The sequence below is a fragment of the Rania fehmarnensis genome (assembly GCF_056494185.1).
This window is the reverse complement of sequence record NZ_CM151398.1, coordinates 4078991-4104478: the sequence shown is the minus strand read 5'-3', so window position 1 is coordinate 4104478 and position 25488 is coordinate 4078991. Positions and strand designations below refer to the sequence as shown.

The window sequence follows — 25488 nt, the reverse complement described above, 5'->3', positions numbered from 1 at the left end:
CCTGCGTCGACCATGCCGAACAGTCATTGCACAAACGCTTCCGTGAGGTAACAGCCTGTTTGAAGGAACCTAAGCCGGCAGGTCCACCGCCTGGCAGCGGTGGCTACCACCTGATCGCACAGCACCCCACCCCACTAAGATCATCGGAATCATTGACAAGTTGCGGTGGCTATCCTATAGTCCGATTTTTGGATTGTCAACAATCTGGCAATAAAGCATTGTCGCCATTTAGAGTCTTGGGCTTCATGTTCCATCGCACGATCCTCAGTACGCGTGATCAGATTACGGACCGACTACGCGAAGATGTGTTCTCTGGGCGTCTAACGTCCGGCGAGCGAATCTCAGAAGCCGCCTTGGCCAAACGTTTTGGTGTGAGTCGCGGACCAATTCGCGAAGCGCTCTCACTGCTGACCAGTGAAGGTATCTTCGTGGCCAAGCAGAACTGTGGTGTCACGGTCGCGCCACCTGCGCCCCAAGCGATTCGTGAAATAATCCTGCCCATCCGCAAGACGCTTGAACTGTATGCCTTCAAACAAATTTATAATGAACTTAATGCCGATGACTATCGCGTGTGGGATGGTCTGATCTTTGAAATGGAGCGCGCGGTTCGACAACGCGACATTCAGAGTTTTCCTCAGATCGATGCAGCCTTCCATCGTTATGTACTGGAACGTGCGGGTTCAGCCGATCTGCTGGCCATCTGGCAGACAATCGTCAATCGCTTGCGGGCTCACTTCTGGGAAACGGTGCAAGAGCATGATGCGCGCAACGATCTCAAGCATCTCTACGATCATCATGTGGAACTACTAGCCGCGTTCAAAAAAGGTCCTAGGTCAGCAGCCATCAAGGCACTCGAGCGTCACATTGATGAAAACTAAAACATCCAGCATGCCGACTGCAGCAGCCTCCAAGATATTGGCGTCGGTCAATCGCGCGCGTTTACTCGACACGGCCATGCGGTTGATCAGTCAACCTAGTCCAACGGGCCAGGCCGGAGCAGCTGCAGATGAGCTGGCCGCCGTGCTGAAATCAGATGGATTTGAAGTCGTGCGATACGAGGCTGGTCATGCGGCGGCACCTGCCGTCGTGGTGCGCTACTCCTCCGGTCTGCCCGGAAGCACGCTGCAGTTCGATGGTCATCTCGATACGGTCCATCTGCCCTTCGTGCCGCCTCAAATTACTGGAGATCGACTGACGGGCAGTGGCGCAGCGGATATGAAAGCCGGCCTGGCTGCTGCGGTTGAAGCGCTGCGAGCCCTGCGCGATTCCGGCGAGTTATCGGGCGGCGAAGTGCTGCTGACCGCGCATGACTTACATGAAGCCCCGTGGGGTGACGGTCGGCAACTCGACACGCTGATCGCCGATGGAATCGTCGGCGATGCCGTGCTGATACCTGAGTACTTGAATGAAGTGCTGCCAATCGTTGGTCGCGGGGGCTTTATCTGGAATGTCGAAATTACGCGGCCCGGACCATCCATCCATGAAGTCCTGCGGCCCGATGAACCGAGCGTGATCTCCGCCGGCGCGCAGCTGGTTAGTCGCCTGGAACAGTTGAATCTCGAACTATCACAATTGAAACTACCCTTGGCTGGCTCGGAGAGCATGTTCATCGGTAGCATCCAAAGCGGGTCGATCTATAACGAGTACCCTCACACCTGTCGATTGGAAGGTACGCGACGTTGGTTGCCTGGGACGCGCCTGGCGGATGCTGACCTGCAGTTTCGTGAAATATGCGAAGGGGTAGCCCGAGAAACCGGTACCAGTATCCAAGTAAAGACGCGGCTGATGCGCGACGCGTTTCGACTCGATCTGGAACATCGTTTTACCAATGTTTTTCAGTCAGCCTACACCGATATCTGCGGGCGAAGTTTGCCTCATGGCGGCAAGCCCTTTGTGGACGATGGTAATTCGTTTTGGAGTGGTGCCGACATCCCTGCGATAACGCACGGCCCTAATGCCGGCGGCGCGCATACTACTTCCGAATGGGTCGACATCGATGACTTAGTGCGAGTAGCCGGTTTGTACGCCTTGATCGCATCCAGGTACTGCCCACCCTCCAATACAGATAGTCTGTGACCAGCACTTCTACGTTTAGGTTAAGCCAATGAACGATGCCGCAGTGCAATCCAGTGAGTTAAACGATCTTTGCGAGCGATTGCGGTCTCTCTCCTACGTCGCAGCAGTGTGCGATGTTTTGGACACGTTAGGCTTGCGACAACAAGCCATGCATCATCGTCTGCGACCCTTGTTGCCTGAGCGTGAACAGTGCGGCTTCATTGGTCGAGCGCGAACCATGCGCTGGATGGAAGCCGATTACACCGACGACTCGAACCCGTACGGCTTGGAAATTGAAGCGATCGATGCGCTGCGACCGGGTGATGTGGTTGTCCATTCAACCGATTTTGCTGGCACCAACGCTCCGTGGGGAGAATTGATGTCGACCGCCGCACAATGCCGCGGCGCGGTGGGTTGCGTATGCGACAGTCAGATTCGAGACTGCTTGAAGATTATTGAACTTGGCTTCCCCGTTTACTATACGGGCATCCGGCCACTAGACTCCATGGGTCGCGCCCGAGTTATGGCCTACGATGTGCCTGTACGTTGTGGCGATGTATTAGTGCAGCCCGGCGATATTGTCTTTGCCGACTTTGATGGCATCGTCGTCATCCCAATCGAAGTCTTTCCACAAGTGGTCGAGCAAGCCTGTTATAAGTCCACTCAAGAATCGTTGTCGCGCACGGAACTGAAGGCAGGCAAGACGCTTCGCGAAGTCTTCGATCGTTATGGAGTCTTGTAAGTAACTATGTCACGCAACTTACTCGCTCCACGCTGTTGGCTGGTATTCTTGGGACTTATACAAGTTGGGGCTGCTCTTTGCTTCGGGCAGCCATCGGGTGACTCAGATTCAGCAGCTGAGGCGGCGATCGAATCGCAACTTCAGCAGCTCAAGGGCGACCTGGCGGCGCTGAAGGGTGTTTCAGACTCCGATCGCGCGGACGTACAAATCTTCTTGAAGGGCGTCGAGTGGGCGCTGCGCTTTGATCAAAAATTCACAAACGAAGATCGGTCAATTCAACAGCGCGGCCTCCAGCAAGCTTCCGATCGCCTTAGCAATTTACAATCCAACATTCGCCCTTGGCGTGAACAGAGCGGTTATGTTGCTCTCGGGCATATCTCGCGCGTAGATGGTTCGGCACAACCCTTGGGTCTGATTGTGCCACAGGGTTACAGCTCGCAGCGCCCTATGCGACTGGATGTTGTGCTGCATGGCAGTTCGTCGCCGGTGGGAATGAGCGAACTAAGATTCATCAATCGGTTTCTGGATCAACCCACTTCCTCTAGTAACGACGCGCCTTATCTCGAACTACACCCACTGGGCAGAGTTGAAAACTGTTATCGCTGGGCCGGAGAAACCGACGTATTCGAAGCGATTGAAGAGGTATGCAGGCGGTACAACGTCGATCGGCAACGCATCGTCCTCAGAGGCATGTCGATGGGCGCCTCGGGAACCTGGCACTTGGGCCTGAAGCATCCGGACTTCTTTGTCGCTCTTGGTCCGTATTGCGGTTATGTCGACACGCACCGCTTCTCTGAGACACCCATACCGACTTTTGTAAAGGTGGGCACACTACCGGAACATCAAGAACTCGGGTTGCACATGTTGGACTCAGTTGACTACGCCGCCAACGCGCGCACTGTGCCCGCCATCGCCTGCATGGGCGACCAAGATGTCTTCTTTCAAGCTCACGTCATCATGGGCGAGGCGATGCAGCGCGAAGGGCTCGCGATGGTGAACTTGATCTCGCCTGGTACTGGCCACGTGATCGACCCCGTAACTCACGCCGAACAAATGAGACGCATCGCGGAGATTGCCGAGCGTGGACTCGACCCACATCCCGATCACGTATCGTTCACTACTTGGACACTAAAGTATAGTCGTTGTCACTGGATTGAAGTGCTGGGACTCGATCAACACTATGTGCGCGCCGACATCCAGGCCGCCGTCGTCGATGATGGTGTAACCATTTCGAAACTCAAGAACATCAATCGCCTGGCGATCGAGCCCAGTAAAATGCCCCAGCGGCCCAACTGGGTGCAAGTCATGGACACCAAACTGGCGATCGATGAATCGCTGGCGTCGGGCGCGGATGGAATTGTCTTGGTGCGTAAACAAGGCACGTGGTCCATTCAAGGCAAGTTGAATCGCCACCAACTCGCCGGCAAGCGACCAGGTTTGCAAGGGCCTATCGACGATGCATTTTCGAGTGCATTTCTATGTGTGCGCGGAACAGGCCAGGCTTGGAATCCGCAAGTCCACAACTATGCTGAGGCCAGCCTCAAGCGATTCGAAGCAGAATGGGCGCACTATTTTCGCGGCCATCTGCCAATCAAGAACGATACGGACGTGACCGAAGAAGATGTGAAGACTCGAAACCTCATCCTCTTCGGTGATCCAGGCAGCAATTCGTGGATCGCGCGCGTACTGCCCCAGTTGCCGCTAACTTGGACCACCGAGTCTTTGCGTCTGGGGAACCAGGACTATTCAGCCCAGGATCATGTGCCAGCCATCATAGCGCCCAATCCACTGGCGGGAGGCGAAAATCACTATGTGGTGCTTAATACCGGGCATAGCTTTCACGAAAGTGAGCTGGCCAAGCTAAACTATCTGCTCTTTCCACGCTGGGGCGATTGGGCTGTGTTGAAGATTCCCGCTGATGTGAAGGAAGAGCCACTATCGGAAACAGTTGCCCAGGCTGGCTACTTTGACCAGCAGTGGCAATTCAGTAGATAATTGTTATGTCTCCTTTCGCTCCGCGAAAGGCACATGGCAGCATGACTCGTACCTCAGCGTGTGAGTACAATTTCAGAATGCCTTTCGCGGAGCGAAAGGAGACTTACTATACCGGGGGCGAGAAACTCATGATGTTAGCGCCTGATCGACAAATCTCGTGGTGGATTGGCCTGGGGTTCTGCGCGCATCTGCTGTTGGTCAGTGTATTGGCAGCCGACGACGAATCAGAAGCGGATTTCTTCGAGAATCGTATTCGCCCCATATTGATCGATCGATGCCAGGTATGTCACTCGGCTGCCAATGGTAAAACCAGTGGCGGTTTGGCGCTCGACACACGCGATGGCTGGAGCCAAGGTGGGGACAGTGGACCTGCGATTGTTCCAGGCGATGCCCAGCAGAGCCTGCTTGTTCGCGCGATCCAACATGCGGAGGATGTTTCACCGATGCCTCCTCAGGATAAAGGGGAATCACTCTCTGCAGCGCAAATCGCTGACTTGATTGAGTGGATCCAACGCGGCGCGATCGATCCGCGAACGAGCGTGCCGAAGCTGGGTGGTATGACCGTAGAGCAGGCTGGCAGCTGGTGGGCTTTTCAGCCGCTAATAAAACCCGAACCGCCCGTCGTCAACGAAAGCGGTTGGCCGATTAACGATATCGATCGCTTCGTCCTGTCGCAGCATGAGTCGCGCGGCTTGCAACGAGTTGGACCGGCTGACAAACTTGCCCTGATTCGGCGGGCCACATTTGACTTGACTGGACTGCCGCCCACACCCGCCGAAATCGATGACTTCGTGCACGACGTTGCGAGCGACGCTTTTGCCAGGCTGGTGGAACGCTTGCTATCGACAACCAGTTATGGAGAACGCTGGGGACGGCACTGGTTGGACGTGGCTCGCTATGCAGACACAGCCGGTGACGGAGCCGACTATCCAGTACGCGAAGCCGGTCAGTATCGCGATTGGGTGATTCATGCGTTCAATATCGACAAACCCTACGATGAATTCATTCGCGAGCAGATTGCGGGTGACATCTTGGCTAAAGATGGTCCGCCGGAATTGCTGGCCGGGCGTGTAACTGCCACCGGTTTCCTGGCCATCGGTAAACGCTACGGATACAACCCTTCACCGGACTTTCAATATCTGGACTTTGCCGATGTCATCGATTCGGTGGGGCGATCGATATTAGGTCTCTCGCTGGGTTGCGCGCGTTGCCACGATCACAAGTACGATCCGGTGACTATGGCCGACTACTACGCGCTCTACGGAGTTATGCAGAGCACGCAGTGGCCTTTCCCAGGTGGTGAAGAGCAGAAGCGGCCAGTTCATTTTGCACCGCTAATGCCAGCGGACGAAGTGGCCCGGCTGGATCAAATCAAAGCTGCTGAACTCGCTCAACTGGATGCAGATATCGAACGGCTGAAAAGCGAACTAGCTAAAGAAGAAACCAAGGCTGACCCTGACAAGAGCGCCGGGTTGGACGCGCAGATGAAAGCACGCGCTAAAGCTCGTGAGCAAAAGGCCGCCGAGATCCCTTACCCAGTCGCTTATGGACTGAGTGAAGGTCAACCGGTAAACGCCCGTATCCAACTTCGCGGCGAACCAGACAAACTGGGTGACGAAGTGCCGCGTCGGTTTCTGCAAGTCCTGGGGAGCGATCCAGTGCCGGCGGAGGCTGCGGGTAGCGGCCGACTTGAATTGGCTAACTGGCTAACGCGTTCTACCAATCCGTTGACCGCTCGAGTGTTTGTAAATCGCGTTTGGCAATGGCACTTTGGTGTTGGACTTGTGCCCACAGCCAGTGACTTTGGTATCCGCGGCGAAGCCCCATCTCATCCCGAATTGCTCGACTGGTTGACCGCGCAATTTATTGACGCGGGCTGGAGCGTGAAATCGTTGCATCGCTTGATTATGGCTTCCAGGACCTATCAGTTGTCCAGCGAAGACGACCAACGTAACTTGAAGTTGGACCCGGGAAATCGCTGGTTGTGGCGGCACACTCGTCGGCCATTGGATGCTGAATCGATTCGTGATGCCATGTTAATGGTGAGCGGAAGGCTGGATAGCTCCACCGCTCCGCCGCATCCGTTTCCTCCCGTCGATACTTGGGGCTTTACGATTCACGCACCGTTTCAAGCTGTCTATGAATCGAATCATCGCAGCGTCTACTTGATGGTGCAGCGCAATCGGCGACACCCTTATTTGTCGCTGTTTGATGCTGCAGATCCAAACCAAAGTGTGGCTGACCGACTGCCGACCACTACCCCGACGCAATCATTGTTTCTGATGAACTCCACTTTCATTCACGAGCAATCCACAGCGTGGGCTAACAAGCTGCTGTTGATCGATGGCGATGCAGTCGCGCGAATTCAGTATGCATTCCAGGCGGCACATGGTCGTTTACCAACCCAGGCCGACCAGGCTGAAGCCTTGAACTTTATCAGTGCTTATGAAGACAGGCTGGCTGGTCAAGATCTGACGCCGGAACAACGCACGTTGAGCGCCTGGTCGGCTTTGGCCCGCGTGCTTCTGACCAGCAATGCTTTCCTGTATGTGGATTGAGAATTGATATGACACGATTGCCCTCCGACAGCATTTTTAACCGACCGAGTTCACGGCGCAGCTTCTTAAGCGCTGCTTCTGGCGGCTTCGGAGCGCTTGCCTTGGCGGGGATCATGGCCGACGAGGCAAAAGCCAGTACGGTTGATCCGCTGGCTGCCAGGCTGGGACATTTTGCGGCCAAAGCCGAGCGTGTCATCTTTTTGTTTTCAACTGGCGGTGTATCCCAGGTCGACACCTTTGATTACAAGCCCGACCTCTTTGCGCATCATGGCAAATCGATCGTCGCTTCGCGGTGGCTGGGCAAGCCCGGCGACTTTCAACGCTTTCTAATCCGACCGCGATGGTCGTTCAAACAATACGGTCAGAACGGTACCTGGATAAGCGATTTGTTTCCGCATCTCGGATCAGTTGTTGATGAGCTCTGCATTCTGAACGCCATGCACTGCGACAGTGATGGGCACGACAAGGCCACCTTGGCCGCACACGGAGGCTCAGCCCAGTTCGCTCGGCCTAGCCATGGATCGTGGGTCAGTTACGGCTTGGGAACTGTCAATCGCAATCTGCCATCGTTTATGGTACTCGCCCCTGCGGCTCCTTATGCTGGAGCGCAAACGTGGAGTAGCGATTTTCTACCCGCGTGTCATCAAGGCACTCATGTCGTGCCAGGCGATGAACCGCTGCCTAACATCCGCCCTCGCGTTGGCAAACCGGAACTGCAACAGCTCGAACTCGATTTGCTTGGCAAGCTGAATCGTCGACACTTGGATTCCAGAGCCCATGATCAAGCGCTCGACGCGCGCGTGCGCTCGTACGAGACTGCCTTTGGTATGCAGCGCGAAGCGCCCGAGGCCTTTGATCTTTCTCAAGAGACAGAGGCCACTCTCAAAATGTATGGCCTGGAGCGTGGCATAACGCAGGGGTTCGGCTGGCAATGCCTGGTCGCGCGGCGGTTAGCCGAACGCGGTGTCCGCTTTCTGGAACTGATCGATGTTGGTTCGAGTAGCAATTGGGACTCGCATGCCAACATGGGAGATCATGAGAAGTTGGCGAAGGCGATCGATCAACCAATCGCTGGGCTGTTGCAGGATCTCAAGCAACGTGGGCTGCTCGAAACAACCTTGGTGGTATGGACATCTGAATTTGGTCGAACCCCATTTCACCAGCAAGCTGATCATCTGGGGCGCGAGCACCACAATCTAGTCTTTTCATCCTGGCTAGCCGGTGGCGGAGTCAAACCGGGTTTTGTTTATGGTCAATCCGATGAATACGGCATTCGTCCCACCACTGGAGCAGTTCACACGCATGACTTGCATGCGACTATGCTGCACCTGATGGGCATCGACCACGAACGTCTGACTTACCGTCACGCCGGCCGAGACTACCGGCTAACTGATATTGCTGGCCGAGTAGTCACCGAGATCTTAACCTGACCTTTTCACGTAGCAGCGTCTCTCCGAGACGCTGAGCGAACATCGCAATCCAGTGCAATCGAGTCTCGGAGAGACTCGGCTACGTGGGACACGTAGCAGCGTCTCTCCGAGACGCTGATTGAATTCAAGACTGCGAGTCTCGGGGAGACTCGGCTACGTGGGACTCGACACGCAACCAAGGCTATCGCCATCGGCTTAGGTTAGATCAGTTCTTTGATCGGTTGGACGTCGTTATCGACCAAGTAGTGTGGTCGTCCGGTTAAGTCGGTGACTGTGGTGGTGGTCGCGTTGATGCCCATGTTGTGATACAGGGTGGCAAAGACCTCTTGGAATGAGACAGGGCGTTGGACAGCTTCGCCGCCTAAGCGATCTGTGGCTCCGATGATTTGCCCGGTGCGCATTCCGCCTCCAGCCAAGATCGCGCACGACACGTTTGGCCAATGATCGCGACCAGCATCTTTGTTGATCTTGGGTGTTCGACCAAACTCACCCCAGGCGATGACAGTCGTCGTATCCAGCAGGCCGCGCTGATCAAGGTCTTCGATCAAAGCGCTCAGGGCTTGATCAAAGTCGGGCAAGTTCTGCTTGGCGATGGCAAAGTTGCTACCGTGCCAATCCCAGAACGAATAGCTGAGCGTCACCACACGCACGCCGGCTTCGACCAGGCGACGAGCTAATAAGAACTGTTCGTTCAAACGTGGGGCGGCATCACCTTGTTCTTTGTCTGTACCTTGACCGTAACGCTCACGCGTAGCGGCAGCTTCCTTCGAAACATCCAAGGCCTCCAGCAACTTGCCGGAAGTTAACATTTCAAAGGCGCGCGACTGAAATGCGTCCAGCCCTTCCATAATTCCACTAGCATCGCTTTCGCGTTTAGCGCGATCAATACTAGTCAGCAACGTCTTACGATCCGAGAGACGTTCGAGCGTAATGTCGCCCAACACCATATCGTCTTTGATCGAGCCCAGTGGCATAAAAGGCGTGTGTCCAAAACCCAGGAAACTGTTGCGCCCATAGTTGTAGGGTGTGTGCCGCATCTTGGGCGACAAGTTCACGTACGATGCTAGAGTTGGATCGCTGGTGCCCTGCAGTTTCGAAATTACCGAGCCGAACTCGGGCCAGTTGCCTGGCGGATTGCGCTCGTTCAGTCGACCGGTCATACATTGAAATGATTCATGTCGATCCTTGGCACCGACCATTGTACGAATGATGGCCAGCTTGTCAGTCAGTTTGGCCAGCTGCGGCATGTGCTCGCAGATCTGAATGCCAGGAACTTTGGTAGCGATTGGACGGAACTCACCCCGCACTTCCGAGGGCGCGTCTACTTTGATGTCGACCATGTCTTGATGAGGAGGTCCGCCGGGCAGGTAGACCATGATGATCGACCGCGCCGAGCTGCGGCCTTGGGTTTCCTCGGCTCGCAAAAGTTGCGGTAGCGATAGACCACCAACGGCCGTGCCGCCCAGACCCAGCGCACCTATTTTCAGGAAGTTTCGCCGCGGGAGACCATCGCAAAATCGAGCGCTAGCATGCTGGGAGTGCAAAGTGAGCATCAGGTGTCCTTCTGGTAGGCTACGATCGAACAGCGGTGTAGGGTGGGATTGCACTAGGTGATTGCACTGGGGTGGGAACTGTCACGACCGAGCGATATTGTAGCTGAATTCGATATGTCTTACACTAGAATCTCTGTTCAATTGGGACCCCGGCCAATGGAGAACATGATGGAACCTAAGCCGCTCGATAGTGCTGCCTTTAATTGGAACGCTGGCAATTGGTGGGGTGGAGCTGTGCTGGGCTCTAGTGCATGGCTGATCCCGGTCGCGGGCTTCTTGATAGCTTTTCAGCAAATTCCGCTAGCCTGCGTCCCAATTGGCGCGTTGATATTCAACCTGGTTCTCGCCGGTTGGTTGTGGAATCAGCGTGAGCAGACAACTGCCTTTGCAGGCCTTATGCTCTTCGGCGGAATGCTGGCCATCGAGCTACCAGTCGTCTGGCATACGATCAGCTTTTTTGCTTCGCCAGCGGCCTTAAACGCCATGAACTGGCCGAACTGGGGCTGGCAGCTGATTGCGGTCTGGGGAATAGCACCCGCTATCTTGATCAAGTTCTACTTCACAGAAATGTCGGCTCGACGGTATGTTCAGAATCGTGGCGTATGAGCGATGCCAATTTCAATCCTTCTCCCCAAGTACATCGCCTGATTACTTGCGGGTGCTTGGTGTTGGGTCTTGGACTAACACTCGTAGCCGGATTTGGCGTTTATGTAGCTCAACATTCCCTGAGGGCCGAAAGGCACTTGCAGCATTTTTTGCAAGTCGAGAAAGCAATCAACGCATACATCAGACAAAACAATGGCAGCTGGCCAAGTTCGTGGGAGGACCTGATAGCAACAGAGCCGAATCTGAATCTGGAGGAGATTTCGCGGGTAGTCAAAATTGATTTTGGTGCCAACCCCCAGATAATTGCCCAACAGACACCACAAGAATTTACCGCAATACAGGTTGCAGATCCTTGCTACGATATCGAACTAAAGGTCGCGCGTCTCATTGAGAATTTGAAACGTTTTCACATTTCTGATTGAATCGATCGACTATGTCAGCTCGCTTTAAATTTCCGGTGCGGAGCGACCATCGCTTTTTGCTCAACGGTCGGTGGTATCGAATCACATTCGACGGTGTTGAAGTCATCCGCCTCCTCGCTCAGCTTTATGATGCACACAACGCGAGCGACCGCATCACTTGGGCTCTGCCGCTGCGTCACATTATCCGCAGAATCGAAGCGCTCAACGCGCGAGCCACGCTTAGTTTAGTTATCGAAACCACGTCCGACCGCCGGCTGCGTTTGCTGGCGATATGGTTGCGAGGACGCTGCGGAGGATACACCGGCGCGCCAAATGTAGCGCGCTATCTAAACGATCCAGAATATCAAGTTCGCAAAGAAACGATTAGAGCGCTCAAGCGGATCCACGGTTGGGGATTTCTACAATCTACGCTGGCGAGTGAACAAGACGATCGCCTGCGCAGGTTCGCTGTCAGTCGTCCACCCCGTCCCTACCGCAGTCGATTGACAGCCTTCGCGCGCAACGTGCATGCTTTGCCGCTGTCGCGCCGCTTGACCAATTACTGGATATCCGATGACGTGCGACTGGGCGAAGGCAAACCGCCCAAGTCGCTATGGACGATCCGGCAAATTCTGCTGCGCATTCGCAGCCTGGTTCACCAATGATGTCGACATTGTAGAGCGGCTGTCCTCAGCCGCTCAGCACCCTCTAACCAAATTCTCGACCGACCGAACGTCCCGGGAGGGCGAAGGTGTTTGGCTCAGCAGGAGCATTCGCCCTCCCAGGGACCAGTGGTCGGTGGACAAATGGGTTAGAGGGTTCCTTTTTCCAAACGCGGAGACGCAGAGGATCGCAGAGAAGACACACCGCACAGACCATCGGTCGGTAGAAGATTTGGTTAGTGGGTTCCGAGCAGCTGGGGACAGCTGCTCTACTCGCCGCGCTTCAATACCACGATGCCATATTTGTCAGCTACCTGGACAAATCCGGCTGCGCTAGCTTCAGCTGCGACCGCTTCGATTTGAGCTGGTGACTGTTGGAAACCTTCTTGGTAATCGAGAATGATCACATCATAGTGTGCGATCGGTTGATCTTGGCGGTCAGATAATTGGCTCAGCTTGGGGCGACGCTCGGCATACTGGCCAACGGTTTCGATATCGGGAATACCCACCAGGTGCGCTGCGATGCGGCCAGTGGTCAAACACTTGGGCTGGTTGTCGCGAATACTTTCGATCTGCTCAGCCAACCACACACCATCGGGATCGTTAACCCGCCTGCGCATCAGTGAGTCACCGCCATAGGTGCGTGCATCCACATCGGTTAACGTAGGATTGCTGAAGGGCAATTGTCCAATGAATAGGCTTAATGTAATTCCGGTCGCCAGTGCGGTCATTGCGTAACGCATGTCAGTTGGCGCTGTGTGGGGCACAGTCGAGCAGGAGCCGGCCATCGTCGCCACCCAAAACAAGGGCAGTAATGTCGACGCATATTGAAACGTAATGCTATGCGCGGGCGCATGATCCCACACCATCAACACGCCCAGTGGCAATAACGTCGGCAGTACATAGGGCCAACCACGTATGAGACTCTTTAGTCCACATGGCAACCACAATAGCATCAACCAATACCAGCGATCCCAACTAAAGAGTGATCCCCAAAACGCGGTTGGACGCAAGATCGGCGAGAGAATGACTTCCGTCAAATTGGAACCCAAAGCAATAAAGCGCCCAGTTTGAAACTCGGCCAGGCCGCTCAGTTTGTAAACCAAGACAAAGGCAACGGCCACAATCACGCCAATCGCAAACCACAGGCTAGATGAAAACAACTGTACGAGTCGTATAGATGGTTCATGAATCAACTTTTCTGAAATCCAACGTTTGTCGTTCAGCCATCGCAATGCGCCGCAACTGAAGCCAGTCAACGAGACGACGACAAAGACTCCCTCTTCCATCGATAGGGCGATAACGCAACACATGACTGCGATCCAATAGCGATGACTTAGGAGCGCCCAGATGCACCCCAGCAGCAGAGGAATGGCCAGCGTGATAGGATGCCAACCATACGTATAAGCCAGGTTCATCTGTCCCACTACCGGCTGGACCAACCACGCGACCCCAAAGATAGTCGCTGCAGACTGGCTGACTCCGAGCTTCATTCCGATGCGATAGACCAGGTAACTACTACCCGCCAGCGCCGCAGCTTGCCATAAAAAAGCTTGATGCACATCGGGCCACGCTACCCACAATGGCACCAGCAATAACAAGCCCGGATTAAAATGGTCCCAGAACGCAGGCAAGACGGGCGTTTCCAACAATATACCGCGACCGCTGGCAGTGTTAGCAATGCGCTGCAAGAAGTGACCGTAATCATTAAAGCCAAATAGAAAACTATGGTGATACCACCACGCTTGATAGAACCACCAACCAATACAGGCGATCACCAGTGCGATCAGCACAACGGGATACCAAACGATCACCTTCAAATCCGGCCTCGGTGAAGTAATCGAGCTCTCATCGCGAGTTTGCCGTCCAAGTTCACCGAAGCTCAAACCGGTCCACGCCGCAAACCAGATGGTCTCAATAAACAGCGGTGGTGTGATCAAGACCCCAGCGACTCGTAAGATCCAAAACACCGTTGACAAACTGGCTACCAACAGGAAGGTAATGGCCTGATAGCGACACGTACCACGATAAGCCAGCCGTACCCAAATCAGCGCCACTAGCAGTCCGCTGGTTAAGAGCGATACGGATGCACCGAAGGGTTCCAGGGCCGGCGTCAATAAAGAGTTGGCGGCGTAAGGCATTAAGAAATAGGTACGGCTACCCAGCACTGCCAAGGCAATTAGCCAAGCCAATATGGCAAGGCCCGGAATAAACGCCGAGCGTGACGCTGGTTGTGGCAACGCTTGCAATACCCTGTGTCCTTCGAAACATTACCCGTAGCGGAAGCCGTCAAGGCTTTCGTTGATCTAGCATACCCGTAGCGGAAGCCGTCAAGGCTTTCGTTGATCCAGCATACACGTTTACGCTCGAAATGCTTGACGCATTCCGCTACCTTACCCGCTCGAAATGCTTGACGCATTCCGCTACCCGCTGTGGCGGCGGACCTGATTTCTTCCGAACGCTCAGATTAACTACACCTAGGCTAAAAGCCTATGCCACACGGCTGGCAAATGAACTAGAATAGGAGTCCAACTTTCTACCTCATCCCTACTGCAGGAACTGACATGATGGCCAAGAGCTTCTCCGCTACTCGACGCAATTTTCTTCAAGGCTTAGCGACCGCCGGAACTGCTGCACTTGTTCTACCTTCGGCCAACCGCGCCTTTGGCTACATGTCGGCCAATGACCGGCCTATCTTTGCGACCATCGGCTTGCGCAATCAGGGTTGGGAGATCACGAACAAGTCGTTCAAGTTTGCGGACTTCGCAGCCCTGGTGGATGTCGATGCCAACGTCTTGGCCGCCAACCAGGCCAAGTCTGAAAAGGCTCAAGGTAAGAAGCCCGATGGTTACAAAGATTATCGCGAAGTGCTGGAACGTAAAGACATCAATGCCGTCATGATTGCGACGCCCGACCATTGGCACACCAAAATTGCCGTCGAAGCCATGCAAGCTGGCAAGGATGTGTACTGCGAAAAGCCGCTGACGTTGACGATTGCGGAAGGCAAGCTGATTGAGAAAGTGGTGAAGGAAACGGGCCGCGTATTCCAAGTCGGTACGATGCAGCGCACCGAAATCGACCAGCGATTCTTGCTGGCAGTGGCTTTGGTAAAACATGGTCGCATCGGAACGGTCAAGAAAGTGACTTGCGGTATCAACTCGATGGAAGCATCGCCGGTAATTCCCGAAGCCCCAGTGCCTGAAGGGCTCGATTGGGATTTCTGGTTAGGCCCAGCACCCAAGGTGGCTTATCGCGCGTTGCCGCAACTACGTGAAGGTTATGGTGGTGGCGTACCATTGTTTAGCAATTGCCATTACTCGTTCCGCAACTGGCATGAATACTCGGGTGGCAAGTTGACCGACTGGGGCGCGCACCACGTCGACATCGCTTGTTGGGCGTTGGGAGCCACGGAGACTGGCCCCAGCAAAGTGACACCGGTCGATTACAAGTTGCCCGTTGAATACAAGGATGGCAATCCAACGGTACAAGACCAATACAACGCCGCGACCAACTTCAACATCCGCGTGCAAATGCCCAATGAAGTAGAAATGCTCATCACCAGCGAAGGCGACAACGGTATTCTGTTCGAAGGTACCGAGGGTCGCTTCTTCGTCAATCGTGGCAAGATCACAGGCAAACCTGTCGAAGAGTTGAAGGAAAAGCCACTGCCGGAAGATGCCATCGAGAAGATCTACGGTGGCAAAGTGAGTGCCAATCATACCGCCAACTTTATCGAAGGCATGAATGCTCGCAAGCAACCGATTTCGGACGTCTGGTCCCACAACCGCATGCTCGAGATCTGCCATCTCTCCAACATCGCCATGCGCCTGGGTCGCGAACTGAATTGGGACCCCAACAAGCGCGAAATCGTCGGTGATGAACAAGCCAATTCGTTCCTCTCACGCGAAAACCGCAAAGGCTTTGAAGTTAAAGCATAGTGCGGCTGACCGTTGTAGAGCGGCTGTCCCCAGCCGCTCCGCACCCGGCAAGTCGTTCGCCTGTAACGTTGATTCATTGGTCTTTGCTGGTGTGAAGAGGCATGGGTTGGAGGGTTCTGAGCAGCTGAGGACAGCTGCTCTACGTCGTTGTAGAGCGGCTGTCCCCAGCCGCTCCGCACCCGGCAAGTCGTTCGCCTGTAACGTCGGTCCATCGGTCTTTTGTTGGTGTGAAGAGGCTTGGGTTGGAGGGTTCTGAGCAGTTGAGGACAGCTGCTCTACGTCGTTGTAGAGCGGCTGTCCCCAGCCGCTCCGCACCCGGCAAGTCGTTCGCCTGTAGTGTTGATTCATTGGTCTTTGCTGGTGTGAAGAGGTGGGTTAAAGGGTTCTAAGCAGCTGAGGACAGCTGCTCTACGTCATTGTAGAGCGGCTGTCCCCAGCCGCTCCGCACCCGGCAAGTCGTTCGCCTGTAGTGTTGATTCATTGGTCTTTGCTGGTGTGAAGAGGCATGAGTTAAAGGGTTCTAAGCAGCTGAGGACAGCTGCTCTACGTCGTTGTAGAGCGGCTGTCCCCAGCCGCTCCGCACCCGGCAAGTCGTTCGCCTGTAACGTCGGTCCATTGGTCTTTTGTTGGTGTGAAGAGGCTTGGGTTGGAGGCTTCTAAGCAGCTGAGGACAGCTGCTCTACGTCGTTGTAGAGCGCCTGTCCCCAGCCGCTCCGCACCCGGCAAGTCGTTCGCCTGTAACGTTGGTCCATCGGTCTTTTGTTGGTGTGAAGAGGCTTGGGTTAGAGGGTTCTGAGCAGCTGAGGACAGCTGCTCTACATGGGAAATCATCATGCTACGTCACTTTCTACTCGCATGCTTCGCTTTAGCAGCCGCCACGGTCGGGGCCGACACTCCGAACGTAATCGTCATCATGGCTGATGATCTCGGATACGGTGACGTGTCCTGTTATGGGGCTACGGAGATTTCCACACCCGCCATAGATGCACTGGCCAAGGGCGGATTACGACTGACTAGCGGCTACTGTTCGGCTTCCACCTGCACACCCACGCGATTCTCGCTACTAACTGGCACGTATGCGTTTCGTCAGAAAGGTACGGGCATCGCGCCGCCCAACGGGCCCGCGATCATCAAGCCAGGCACGACCACCTTGCCCAGCATCTTGAAGAGAGCTGGTTATAGAACGGCAGTCATAGGCAAATGGCACCTGGGTTTGGGGGAACCGTCACCGAACTGGAATGGCCAGTTGCAGCCTGGCCCGCTGGATATTGGCTTTGACCACTGTTACCTCTTACCCACCACCAACGATCGAGTTCCTCAAGTCATCGTCGAAGATCGTCAGGTTAAGAACTTGGATCCCAACGATCCCTTGTGGGTCGGCGACAAGCAGCCCAGCCCGGATCATCCGACTGGTCTCACGCATCGCGACTCGTTGAAACTCAATTGGTCACATGGACACAACCAAACGATTCATAACGGCATTAGTCGCATTGGCTTCTATACCGGCGGCATGCAAGCTCGCTTTCGGGATGAAGACCTGGCCGATATGTGGATCGACCAGTCGCAACGCTGGATCCAAGCCAATCGAGAACAGCCCTTCTTTTTACTGCTAACACCTCAAGACATCCACGTACCACGCATCGCTCACGAGCGCTTCCAAGGTCAATCGAAATTGGGCCCGCGCGGAGATTGCATCTTGCAACTTGATTGGTGTGTGCAACGCATTACAGAAATACTTGACCAGAATGGCTTGACCGACAAGACGCTGATCGTCTTCTGTTCCGACAATGGTCCGGTCCTGGACGATGGTTACCAAGATGACGCAGTTGAGAAACTGGGCCAACATCAACCGGCAGGTCCATTTCGCGGCGGCAAGTATAGCGTCTGGGAAGGCGGCACACGCATACCCTTTATCGTTAGTTGGCCGGGCCACGTGCAGCCGGGCGAAAGTGACAAGCTTGTATGCACGATCGACTTGGCAGCTAGCCTGGCAAGTTTGACTGGTCAAACCCTATCTAGCGCCGATTGTCTCGATAGTTTTGATTGCTTGGATGCGCTACTTGGCCAGGCTCAAGCCGAAGGCCGCGATCATCTGCTCCAACAAGATAATGGAAGTGGCAGTTACGGTTTGCGTGAGGGGCAGTGGAAACTCGTACGCATGAAGCAACGCGGTAAATCACCAGCCGTTGTCAGCACGCGCAACCCAGAGCCACCCAAAGAACTGCATACGCTCTACAACTTGCAGAACGACCCTAGCGAATCGCAAGACGTCGCGCAAGCCAACCCCGACGTGCTCCAACGCATGATTCACAAGCTGGACACCATCATCTCCGCCGGCCGCACCCGATAGTAGAGCAGCTGTCCTCAGCTGCTCAGAACCCTCTAACAACGATTCCTCCGGGGCGAAAGTCTTGCGGAATTTTAAGAGCGGCCCTGGAGAGCCGCTCTACGACTTTCGCGTGCTTCCACGGCTTGTGTTATAATCAGCGAACCTGCCCGCCTCCACCTCCCTCCTCCGCGACTCACCAACTATGCTCAGACCACGTACTCTGGTCGTTTCCGGTCTATGGATTCTGGCCGTAAGCCTGGCCCAAGCCGCTGACTTCGCTACGCTGCAACGCGAGTACGTCGGCCAGATATTGCCGCTGGTAAAAGCCAAATGCCAAACCTGCCATTCCACCGACAAGCAAGAAGGTGAATTGGACCTGGAGCAGTTTGGAGCAGTCGATCAAATTCGCCAAGCTTCCAACACTTGGCTAAAGGTCATCGAGCAACTCGACACTCACGAGATGCCCCCCAAAGATTCACCGCAGCTGAGCGATGCAGAGTTCAAGTCGCTACGAAAGTGGTTGGATGACTTTGTAGCCGCTGAAGCCGAGGCGACCGCGGGTGATCCTGGCCCAGTTGTCTTGCGACGCCTGAACAATGTCGAATATACCTTGACCATTCAACAGCTGACCGGCCAGCCATTGGAACCGGCTCGTGAGTTTCCAGCCGACAGTGCGGCCGGTGAGGGCTTTACGAACACCGGCAATTCATTGGTCATGTCACCCGCGCTGTTATCGAAGTACATGAATGCGGCCAAAGAAGTCGCTGAACACGCCAGGCTGCTACCGGATGGCATCCGCTTCTCGCAATTCTCCACTCGTCGCGATTGGACCGACGATGTATTGCGACGACTGCGCGAGTTCTACGCCAGGTACACCGACCAAACCGGTGGCACACAAGTTAATCTGCAGGGATTGCAGTGGGAAACCAATCAAGGCGGACGTTTGCCGTTGCCGGCTTACATGGCTGCTTTATTAGAGGCCCGCGACGATCTAAAGTCTGGCAAGCGTACTCCGACACAGTTGGCCGCGCAACATAAACTCAATGAGAAGTACATGCAGTTGGTCTGGCAGATGGTCAGCCAACCACAGCCTACTGCGTTACTGAACCGTGTGCAGCAACAGTTTTGGTCTATAGGGGCCGAGCGACTGCCCGAACTGTTGAATGAAATTGCAGCATGGCAAAATGCGCTCACTCGATTTCAGAGTGTAGGTCACATGAAGCAGTGGTTGGCAGGTGTGGAACCATTCATCGATCGCTTCGACGCCCGCACGAAACTTGAGCCTTCACCGGATAACGCCCTCGTTACGGTATCGTTGGCTGCAGGAGATGCGGGCGATGGTGGTGAGAGCGATGTGGTTATATGGAACCAACCTCGTTTAGTAGCTCCAGGTCGAACCGATATCTTCTTGCGCGACGCGGCGCTTGTAGCCAATCACTTCAAGCTTCAACAGCAACAAATTCTAGCGGCTACCCAGTCAGCCTTAGCGGCCGCCGCTGCGTTTCAAGCCAGCGAACACCAAGAGACCCCGAATTTCGAGGCGCTGGCCAAAGAGCACCATCTCGACAGCGCCGCCTTGGCCGCTTGGTTCGACTATTTGTCGGTTGCCCCCAGCGGACCGGTACGTCTGGAACAATTGTTTACTAATCAACAAAAACGCGGGGGCGGTTACGACTTTGTCAATGGTTGGAGCACTTCGGAATTACCCAGCATTATGGCTAGTTCGGGCGAAATGCATGTTCGCATCCCGGGCAACTTGAAACCTCATGGAGTCGTCGTCCATCCGGCCCCCACGCTGAGCTCAGTTGTCAGCTGGCGCAGCCCCATTCAAGGTACAGTTAAGGTTGAAGGTGTGGTGACCCACGCGCATCCCGAATGTGGCAACGGTGTAACCTGGGCTATCGAACTGCGTCGTGGATCTGGTCGTCAACGCCTGGCAGCTGGAGTTGCCGCGGGCGGTACGCCTGTGGTCATCCCAACGATCGACAACATTCGCGTGCGACCCGGCGAATTGCTTTCGATGCTGATCGGTCCTCGCGATGGGAACCATGCCTGCGACTTGACCGATATCGAATTCAAGATCAGCCAGCTAACCTCAAAAGAAAATCAAGCCGCAGAGCCACAAGTCTGGAACTTGACGGCAGATGTTTCTCCGAACATTTTGCAGGGCAACCCACACGCGGATCAATACGGCAACCAGGACACCTGGAGCTTCTATGCTGAACCGGTGCAGGCTGGTGATGCGAACCGTGCGGTCGTACCACCCGCCTCTGTACTAGGTCAGTGGCTGGCGGCCAGCGACAACACCACGAAATCGAAGCTGGCCCAGCAAGTTCAAACTTTATTGCTCGCCGCGAGACCGCAGGCTGAAGGAGCTGATCGCGACTTGTGGGATCAAGCCCATGCCACTAGTGGACCACTGCTAGGCCCGGCCCTGGATGCACTGGCTCGAGCCGCCAAGGACAAGCAATTGGCCGCTCTCCCTGACACGCAGGCGTCCAATGACCATGTCGCTTATGGACGATCGGCCGCGGGTGGCGTCGCCATCGATGAACTTAGCTTCGCGGTCACCGCACCGAGCGTAACGACGCTGACCATTCCCGCCGAATTGTGTCATGGTCGTGACTTAGTGGTGGCAGCTACGCTCGACACGCAGATCGGCATGGAAGGCAGCGTACAAGTACAAGTCGCGGCTACCAAACTCGACGCCGCTCCGCCACTGACGGCCGCCTTGCCGCTGTTGATGCACAACAGCAGTAAAGCCCGCCAGCGATTCACTGCCGCTGCCAACGCGTTTCGTGATCTGCTTCCAGCCGCCTTGTGTTACACCAAAATTGTGCCCGTCGACGAAGTGGTTACCTTGGCATTGTTCCATCGCGAAGATGAGAACTTGCAACGTTTGATGTTGGGTGATGAGGAACGAAAGTACTTGGATGATCTGTGGCAAGAACTGCACTTCGTTAGCAATGATCTGCTGACGGTTGAAGACGCTTACGAACAACTGATGCAGTTCGCGACGCAGGACAGCGATCCAAAACTGTTCGAGCATTTGCGTGAACCCATCAAGCAACGCGCCAACGAATATCGAGCGGCCCTGATTGCGGCTGAACCAAGTCACATTCAAGCTGTCATCGACTTAGCGGGCCGCGCGTTTCGCAGACCGATGACTTCAGACGAGGAAACTGGACTGCGCACGCTCTATGGACAGCTTCGCCAAGAAGGACTGAACCATGAGGCGGCTACGCGGTTATTGATTGTCCGCGTGTTGGTTTCGACCAGCTTTCTCTATCGGCTCGAGAATTCACCTTCGGGCGATGGCATCACGCGCATCAACGATTGGGAGCAGGCTTCCAGGTTAAGCTACTTTTTGTGGTCGAGCCCACCGGACGAAGAGTTGTTGGAGGCTGCGGCGAACCATCGTTTGCAGCACCCCGAATCGATCAAGGCTCATACACAGCGAATGTTGCAAGATCCTCGAGTGCACAACCTGGCGCGCCAGTTCGCTTGTCAGTGGTTGCACATTCAAGACGTAGCCGAACTGGATGAAAAGAGTGAGCGACATTTTCCAGAGTTTGCGGATATTCGTCAGCCACTACAACGCGAAGCCGAACTGTTTTTTGCGGATCTATTTCAAAACGATGGCTCAGTGCTGAACGTCTTCGATAGCGACTATACCTTCTTGAATGAACAGCTGGCCAGGTTCTACGGCATCGACGGTGTTACGGGCGACCAATGGCGCCGGGTCGACAACGTCAAAGTACACGGACGCGGTGGCGTGCTGGGACTGGGAGCGACTTTGGCTAAACAATCGGGCGCCTCGCGCACGAGCCCCATTCTGCGTGGCAACTGGGTCAGTGAAGTTCTGCTAGGTGAGAAGTTGCCCAAACCACCGAAGAACGTGCCGCAGCTGCCGACTGATGAATCGACTGAGTCACTGACCGTGCGCCAACTGGTCGAGATTCATTCGCAAGACGAACTTTGTTCCGGCTGCCACAATCGCATCGACCCCTTTGGTTTCGCTTTAGAAAGTTACGATGCCATTGGTCGCCTGCGCAAACTCGATATGGCTGGCCATGCACTGGATACCGCGGTCAAGCTGCCCGATGGTACACCCGTTGCCGATGCAGCTGGCCTGAGATCCTACCTGGTTGAGACCAAACGCGATGTACTGGTCAAGCAGTTTTGTCGTAAACTACTGGGATACGCCTTAGGCCGCAGCGTGCAGTTGTCTGACGAAAAGTTGATCAATGAAATGGTGACTGAGCTGAAAGGCAACGACTATCGCTTCACCTCAGCCCTCATGCCCATCGTGACCAGCCAACAATTCACGCACATCAAAAATTCATCGAACCCCTAACCCCGCCAGCAACTCACCCATTCGCTCAAATCCAACCTACCCCTGAGCCTATCCCTGGCTTCGATTGGGTAACCGGATATCACGGAGACCTTCAATGCAAGACAAACGAGATTTTTCACGGCGTACGATGTTGCGTGGCCTGGGCGTAACGATGGCGCTGCCTTGGATGGAGTCGATGACCAGTTGGGCTGCGGATGTACCGGCTAGCTTGAACTCCAATGCCGCTCCGGTGCGCATGGCCATCTTGTTTGCGGGCAACGGATTTCACCGAGAGTGGTGGGCAGAGAGCGCGGACAAGGAATTGAAGCTGGGCAAAGTTCTCCAGCCGCTGGCCGAAGTGCGCGACAAGACAGTGGTCATCAAAGGCCTGTTCAACGCCGAAGCGCTCAAAGGTAATATTCACTCCTCGCAGACTGGTAACTTGCTCTCCGGAGCACCACTGGCTTCGGGTGGTGATATTCGCTCGGGCACTAGCGTCGATCAATTGCTGGCTCAACATCAGGGGCATGAAACCAAGGTGCCCAGCCTGGTGTTAGCCTGTGAGAAAGCTAATCCGTCGGTCCACAAGAACTATTCGATGCTCTATAGCAGCCACATCTCGTGGAGCTCTCCTACCACGCCTACGCCCCTAGAGCTGTACCCTGCCCTCGCGTTCGATCGCTTATTTAAGGACGAAGCCCAGCAGGGAGACCAAAGTGTACTCGACGCAGTGCTCAGCGAAGCCAAAGATGTCCGTCGTCAGATCAGTCAGCGCGATCAGCGCAAGCTGGACGAGTACCTCGACTCGGTACGCGAAGTCGAGCAGCGCATTGCGCAGGCCGGCAAACGTGGAGAGATGCAAGGCTGGCGACCCACGCTGAGTGAACCGAACATTCCGCGACCAGCCGATGGAATACCGCAAGATGTCGGCGAACACATGCGATTGATGTGCGATATCCTCGTGTTGGCTTTTCAGACCGATACCACGCGACTGTGTACGCTCAAGCTGAACAATGACCACTCGTCGCTACGATTCCCGAATTTGGGAGTCGATTACATGATCCACCATTTGTTGTCTCACTCCGATACGGATGATTGGTTGAAGGTGAATCAGTTCTTTGTATCGCAGCTGGGTTACATCGCTGGCAAGTTGGCCGCCATTCAAGAAGGCGAGCGCAGCGTGCTGGACAATTCGATGCTGATGTTGTGCTCCAGCATGCTCAACGGCAACCACGACGCGACTCAATTGCCGGTGGTGGTGGTGGGTGGTGGCGGCGGCCAGATCCAAGGCGGCCGCGTGCTAGACTACCGTCAAGCTCCCAATCGTCAAATGTGTCGGCTCTACCTATCGATGATGGACAAAATGGGTCTAAAGCAAGACAAATTCGGCGACGCCACCGAGCCCATCGACCTTTAAGTAAGTCGTGTGACTCACGGCACCACCGAGCTCGTCTCGGTGGACCGATGACTGACTGGCTAGACCGCGGCCGACGGCACCACCGAGCTCGTCTCGGTGGACCGATGTCTGACTGGCTAGATCGCGCACCCGGCACCACCGAGCTCGTCTCGATAGACCGACGACTGACAGGCTAGTCCGCGACTCACGGCAACACCGAGCTCTTCTCGGTGAACCGATAACTGATTGGCTAGACCGCGACCCCGGCACCACCGAGCTCGTCTCGGTGGACCGTTGACTGACAGGCTAAAATTGCGGCCATAACTGAGCCATTCGCGGACTTTGGTGCCCCGCTTGGTTAGCGACGACGCCAAGCCAGTGTCGCACAGTTTGGATATCAAAGCGACGACGAGTATGAACGCAGCTACCAAGCATATCAAGTCCGCTAGCCACTCAAATCGTGGAGCAATGATGTTGGGACCATGCAACCGAGACATCATGGGCCTGTTATTCCATGTGAGATAGATGAATCCTCAAATCCGGCGCGACTGTCGGCTCCGTTGCATGCGATTGCTATTTCTTCCACTCAGCGTGCAGTCGCCGAAGGGCCGTCACCAAGTCTGCCTCCGACCACTCCATCGAACCATCTTTGAGCCTTGAGATAACGCTCTTGTCATCGTCACTTATTGTGATTGCAAGTCCACCGAATTCACGAAGGTCGAGCACTGGAGCCCAATTTCCAATGAGCGCGTCGTCGATGGGGGAGGTACTTGCTGGGGGGAGAAAGTCGAACGACTCGGAATTCAGAAGTACGCAGGCCTCGGCACAGTTCTCGAACAGTTCCATGTACTGCCGGTGAGTGGGAGAAGCAGTTGGCCGAGCCACATCGGTACGTGGAGCCCCGAACCGACGAAGGATTCCATCGTTTTCAAGATCGGCAATCCAGCTTGACGCTTTAGGCGCATCAATTAGGGACGGAATCATCACATTTGTGATGGCTGGATTCTTGAGCTCAAATTTCAGGGGATTTACAACGGGGGTCGCGGGCCTCAATCGGATGGATGCCAGCATACCCCCACTGAAACATATGACTCCGTTGGCGTTTGATGCATGTACGTCGCAGAGAGTGAACTGATCTTTGACACCGTAAAACTGTGAACACTGGTAGGAGTAGGCTGCAGCGAGTTCTGTTGGGTCTTGAGAGCGGTATGCGATGTAAAGCGCCTCGATTTGATCCGAGAGAACACTTCGAAGCGATGCCACATGGCGGTCCGATACCAAAAGGTCGTGCAACTGCAATTCGTATGGCAGCCAGCACTTCGTTTTCCTAAGTCGCCATCGATGGAATCTGGCAATCACATTCATAATGGTTGCTTCGCACTGTTCCTCGGATAGAATCCGAAATTAATCTCGAACGCAATTCTGCACCGAATAACTGCGATCCGATTGATTGCTTGAGCATCACAAATTGGACTCTGGCTTCGGAA

General features: G+C 54.9%; 17 protein-coding genes. 13 read left to right on the top strand and 4 right to left on the bottom strand.

Going from position 1 to position 25488, the window contains the following annotated elements; all coding sequences use genetic code 11:
• Nucleotides 1-218 precede the first annotated feature (218 nt).
• From SH573x_RS13680 to SH573x_RS13655, 6 genes are all read left to right on the top strand, one after another.
• Complete coding sequence (locus tag SH573x_RS13680; RefSeq protein WP_479355888.1) at nucleotides 219-878, top strand: GntR family transcriptional regulator; 660 nt, start codon at nucleotides 219-221, stop codon at nucleotides 876-878.
• Nucleotides 868-2076, top strand: coding sequence for a M20 family metallopeptidase (locus SH573x_RS13675; protein ID WP_479355887.1), 1209 nt, complete (start codon nucleotides 868-870; stop codon nucleotides 2074-2076). The genes SH573x_RS13680 and SH573x_RS13675 overlap by 11 nt, the downstream gene beginning before the upstream one ends.
• Before the next feature lie 28 nt (nucleotides 2077-2104).
• Entirely contained in the window at nucleotides 2105-2797 is a 693-nt protein-coding gene (locus tag SH573x_RS13670) for an RraA family protein (RefSeq protein WP_479355886.1), read from the top strand.
• 6 nt (nucleotides 2798-2803) lie between these two features.
• Nucleotides 2804-4792 carry a prolyl oligopeptidase family serine peptidase gene (locus tag SH573x_RS13665; RefSeq protein WP_479355884.1) on the top strand — a complete coding sequence of 663 codons (1989 nt, stop codon included), beginning with the start codon at nucleotides 2804-2806 and terminating at the stop codon, nucleotides 4790-4792.
• Between the two features lie 128 nt (nucleotides 4793-4920).
• Entirely contained in the window at nucleotides 4921-7350 is a 2430-nt protein-coding gene (locus SH573x_RS13660) for a PSD1 and planctomycete cytochrome C domain-containing protein (RefSeq protein ID WP_479355882.1), read from the top strand.
• 8 nt (nucleotides 7351-7358) lie between these two features.
• Nucleotides 7359-8780 carry a DUF1501 domain-containing protein gene (locus tag SH573x_RS13655; RefSeq protein ID WP_479355880.1) on the top strand — a complete coding sequence of 474 codons (1422 nt, stop codon included), beginning with the start codon at nucleotides 7359-7361 and terminating at the stop codon, nucleotides 8778-8780.
• Between the two features lie 200 nt (nucleotides 8781-8980).
• On the opposite strand, the gene SH573x_RS13650 is transcribed toward SH573x_RS13655, so the two are convergent.
• Nucleotides 8981-10333 carry a DUF1501 domain-containing protein gene (locus SH573x_RS13650; RefSeq protein ID WP_479355879.1) on the bottom strand — a complete coding sequence of 451 codons (1353 nt, stop codon included), beginning with the start codon at nucleotides 10331-10333 and terminating at the stop codon, nucleotides 8981-8983.
• Between the two features lie 165 nt (nucleotides 10334-10498).
• Here SH573x_RS13650 and SH573x_RS13645 point away from each other — a divergent pair, with 165 nt between their 5' ends.
• Genes SH573x_RS13645 through SH573x_RS13635 form a run of 3 tightly spaced genes read left to right on the top strand, consistent with a single transcriptional unit; the run spans nucleotide 10499 to nucleotide 12005 of the window.
• On the top strand, nucleotides 10499-10939 hold the full coding sequence (locus SH573x_RS13645) for a hypothetical protein (RefSeq protein ID WP_479355877.1): 441 nt from the start codon (nucleotides 10499-10501) through the stop codon (nucleotides 10937-10939).
• Nucleotides 10936-11361 carry a hypothetical protein gene (locus tag SH573x_RS13640; RefSeq protein ID WP_479355876.1) on the top strand — a complete coding sequence of 142 codons (426 nt, stop codon included), beginning with the start codon at nucleotides 10936-10938 and terminating at the stop codon, nucleotides 11359-11361. The genes SH573x_RS13645 and SH573x_RS13640 overlap by 4 nt, the downstream gene beginning before the upstream one ends.
• 11 nt (nucleotides 11362-11372) lie before the next feature.
• Nucleotides 11373-12005 carry a HEAT repeat domain-containing protein gene (locus SH573x_RS13635; protein ID WP_479355874.1) on the top strand — a complete coding sequence of 211 codons (633 nt, stop codon included), beginning with the start codon at nucleotides 11373-11375 and terminating at the stop codon, nucleotides 12003-12005.
• A 266-nt stretch (nucleotides 12006-12271) separates the two neighbouring features.
• Here the strand turns inward: SH573x_RS13635 and SH573x_RS13630 are convergent, their stop codons facing one another.
• Nucleotides 12272-14194: a DUF2079 domain-containing protein gene (locus tag SH573x_RS13630; protein ID WP_479355872.1), complete on the bottom strand. Its 1923-nt coding sequence runs from the start codon at nucleotides 14192-14194 to the stop codon at nucleotides 12272-12274.
• Nucleotides 14195-14569: 375 nt separating this feature from the next.
• Here SH573x_RS13630 and SH573x_RS13625 point away from each other — a divergent pair, with 375 nt between their 5' ends.
• From SH573x_RS13625 to SH573x_RS13610, 4 genes are all read left to right on the top strand, one after another.
• Complete coding sequence (locus tag SH573x_RS13625) at nucleotides 14570-15940, top strand: Gfo/Idh/MocA family protein (RefSeq protein ID WP_479356722.1); 1371 nt, start codon at nucleotides 14570-14572, stop codon at nucleotides 15938-15940.
• Nucleotides 15941-16772: 832 nt separating this feature from the next.
• Nucleotides 16773-18290 carry a sulfatase family protein gene (locus tag SH573x_RS13620; protein ID WP_479355870.1) on the top strand — a complete coding sequence of 506 codons (1518 nt, stop codon included), beginning with the start codon at nucleotides 16773-16775 and terminating at the stop codon, nucleotides 18288-18290.
• A 181-nt stretch (nucleotides 18291-18471) separates the two neighbouring features.
• Entirely contained in the window at nucleotides 18472-22626 is a 4155-nt protein-coding gene (locus SH573x_RS13615) for a DUF1592 domain-containing protein (RefSeq protein ID WP_479355868.1), read from the top strand.
• Nucleotides 22627-22720: 94 nt separating this feature from the next.
• The gene (locus SH573x_RS13610; RefSeq protein ID WP_479355866.1) at nucleotides 22721-24022 is read left to right on the top strand and encodes a DUF1552 domain-containing protein; all 1302 of its coding nucleotides are present in this window, start codon (nucleotides 22721-22723) and stop codon (nucleotides 24020-24022) included.
• A 116-nt stretch (nucleotides 24023-24138) separates the two neighbouring features.
• On the opposite strand, the gene SH573x_RS13605 is transcribed toward SH573x_RS13610, so the two are convergent.
• Entirely contained in the window at nucleotides 24139-24501 is a 363-nt protein-coding gene (locus tag SH573x_RS13605) for a hypothetical protein (protein WP_479355864.1), read from the bottom strand.
• A gap of 73 nt (nucleotides 24502-24574) precedes the next feature.
• On the bottom strand, nucleotides 24575-25264 hold the full coding sequence (locus SH573x_RS13600) for a hypothetical protein (protein ID WP_479355862.1): 690 nt from the start codon (nucleotides 25262-25264) through the stop codon (nucleotides 24575-24577).
• Nucleotides 25265-25488 lie beyond the last annotated feature (224 nt).

What these genes read in the sequence shown, in the direction of transcription:
- SH573x_RS13660 (WP_479355882.1), top strand. Translation starts at nt 4,921, where the DNA reads ATGATGTTAGCGCCTGATCGACAAATCTCGTGGTGGATTGGCCTGGGG.
- SH573x_RS13610 (WP_479355866.1), top strand. Translation starts at nt 22,721, where the DNA reads ATGCAAGACAAACGAGATTTTTCACGGCGTACGATGTTGCGTGGCCTG.
- SH573x_RS13635 (WP_479355874.1), top strand. Translation starts at nt 11,373, where the DNA reads ATGTCAGCTCGCTTTAAATTTCCGGTGCGGAGCGACCATCGCTTTTTG.
- SH573x_RS13665 (WP_479355884.1), top strand. Translation starts at nt 2,804, where the DNA reads ATGTCACGCAACTTACTCGCTCCACGCTGTTGGCTGGTATTCTTGGGA.
- SH573x_RS13670 (WP_479355886.1), top strand. Translation starts at nt 2,105, where the DNA reads ATGAACGATGCCGCAGTGCAATCCAGTGAGTTAAACGATCTTTGCGAG.
- SH573x_RS13645 (WP_479355877.1), top strand. Translation starts at nt 10,499, where the DNA reads ATGATGGAACCTAAGCCGCTCGATAGTGCTGCCTTTAATTGGAACGCT.
- SH573x_RS13615 (WP_479355868.1), top strand. Translation starts at nt 18,472, where the DNA reads ATGCTCAGACCACGTACTCTGGTCGTTTCCGGTCTATGGATTCTGGCC.
- SH573x_RS13605 (WP_479355864.1), bottom strand. Translation starts at nt 24,501, where the DNA reads ATGATGTCTCGGTTGCATGGTCCCAACATCATTGCTCCACGATTTGAG.
- SH573x_RS13675 (WP_479355887.1), top strand. Translation starts at nt 868, where the DNA reads ATGAAAACTAAAACATCCAGCATGCCGACTGCAGCAGCCTCCAAGATA.
- SH573x_RS13655 (WP_479355880.1), top strand. Translation starts at nt 7,359, where the DNA reads ATGACACGATTGCCCTCCGACAGCATTTTTAACCGACCGAGTTCACGG.
- SH573x_RS13640 (WP_479355876.1), top strand. Translation starts at nt 10,936, where the DNA reads ATGAGCGATGCCAATTTCAATCCTTCTCCCCAAGTACATCGCCTGATT.
- SH573x_RS13620 (WP_479355870.1), top strand. Translation starts at nt 16,773, where the DNA reads ATGCTACGTCACTTTCTACTCGCATGCTTCGCTTTAGCAGCCGCCACG.
- SH573x_RS13625 (WP_479356722.1), top strand. Translation starts at nt 14,570, where the DNA reads ATGGCCAAGAGCTTCTCCGCTACTCGACGCAATTTTCTTCAAGGCTTA.
- SH573x_RS13650 (WP_479355879.1), bottom strand. Translation starts at nt 10,333, where the DNA reads ATGCTCACTTTGCACTCCCAGCATGCTAGCGCTCGATTTTGCGATGGT.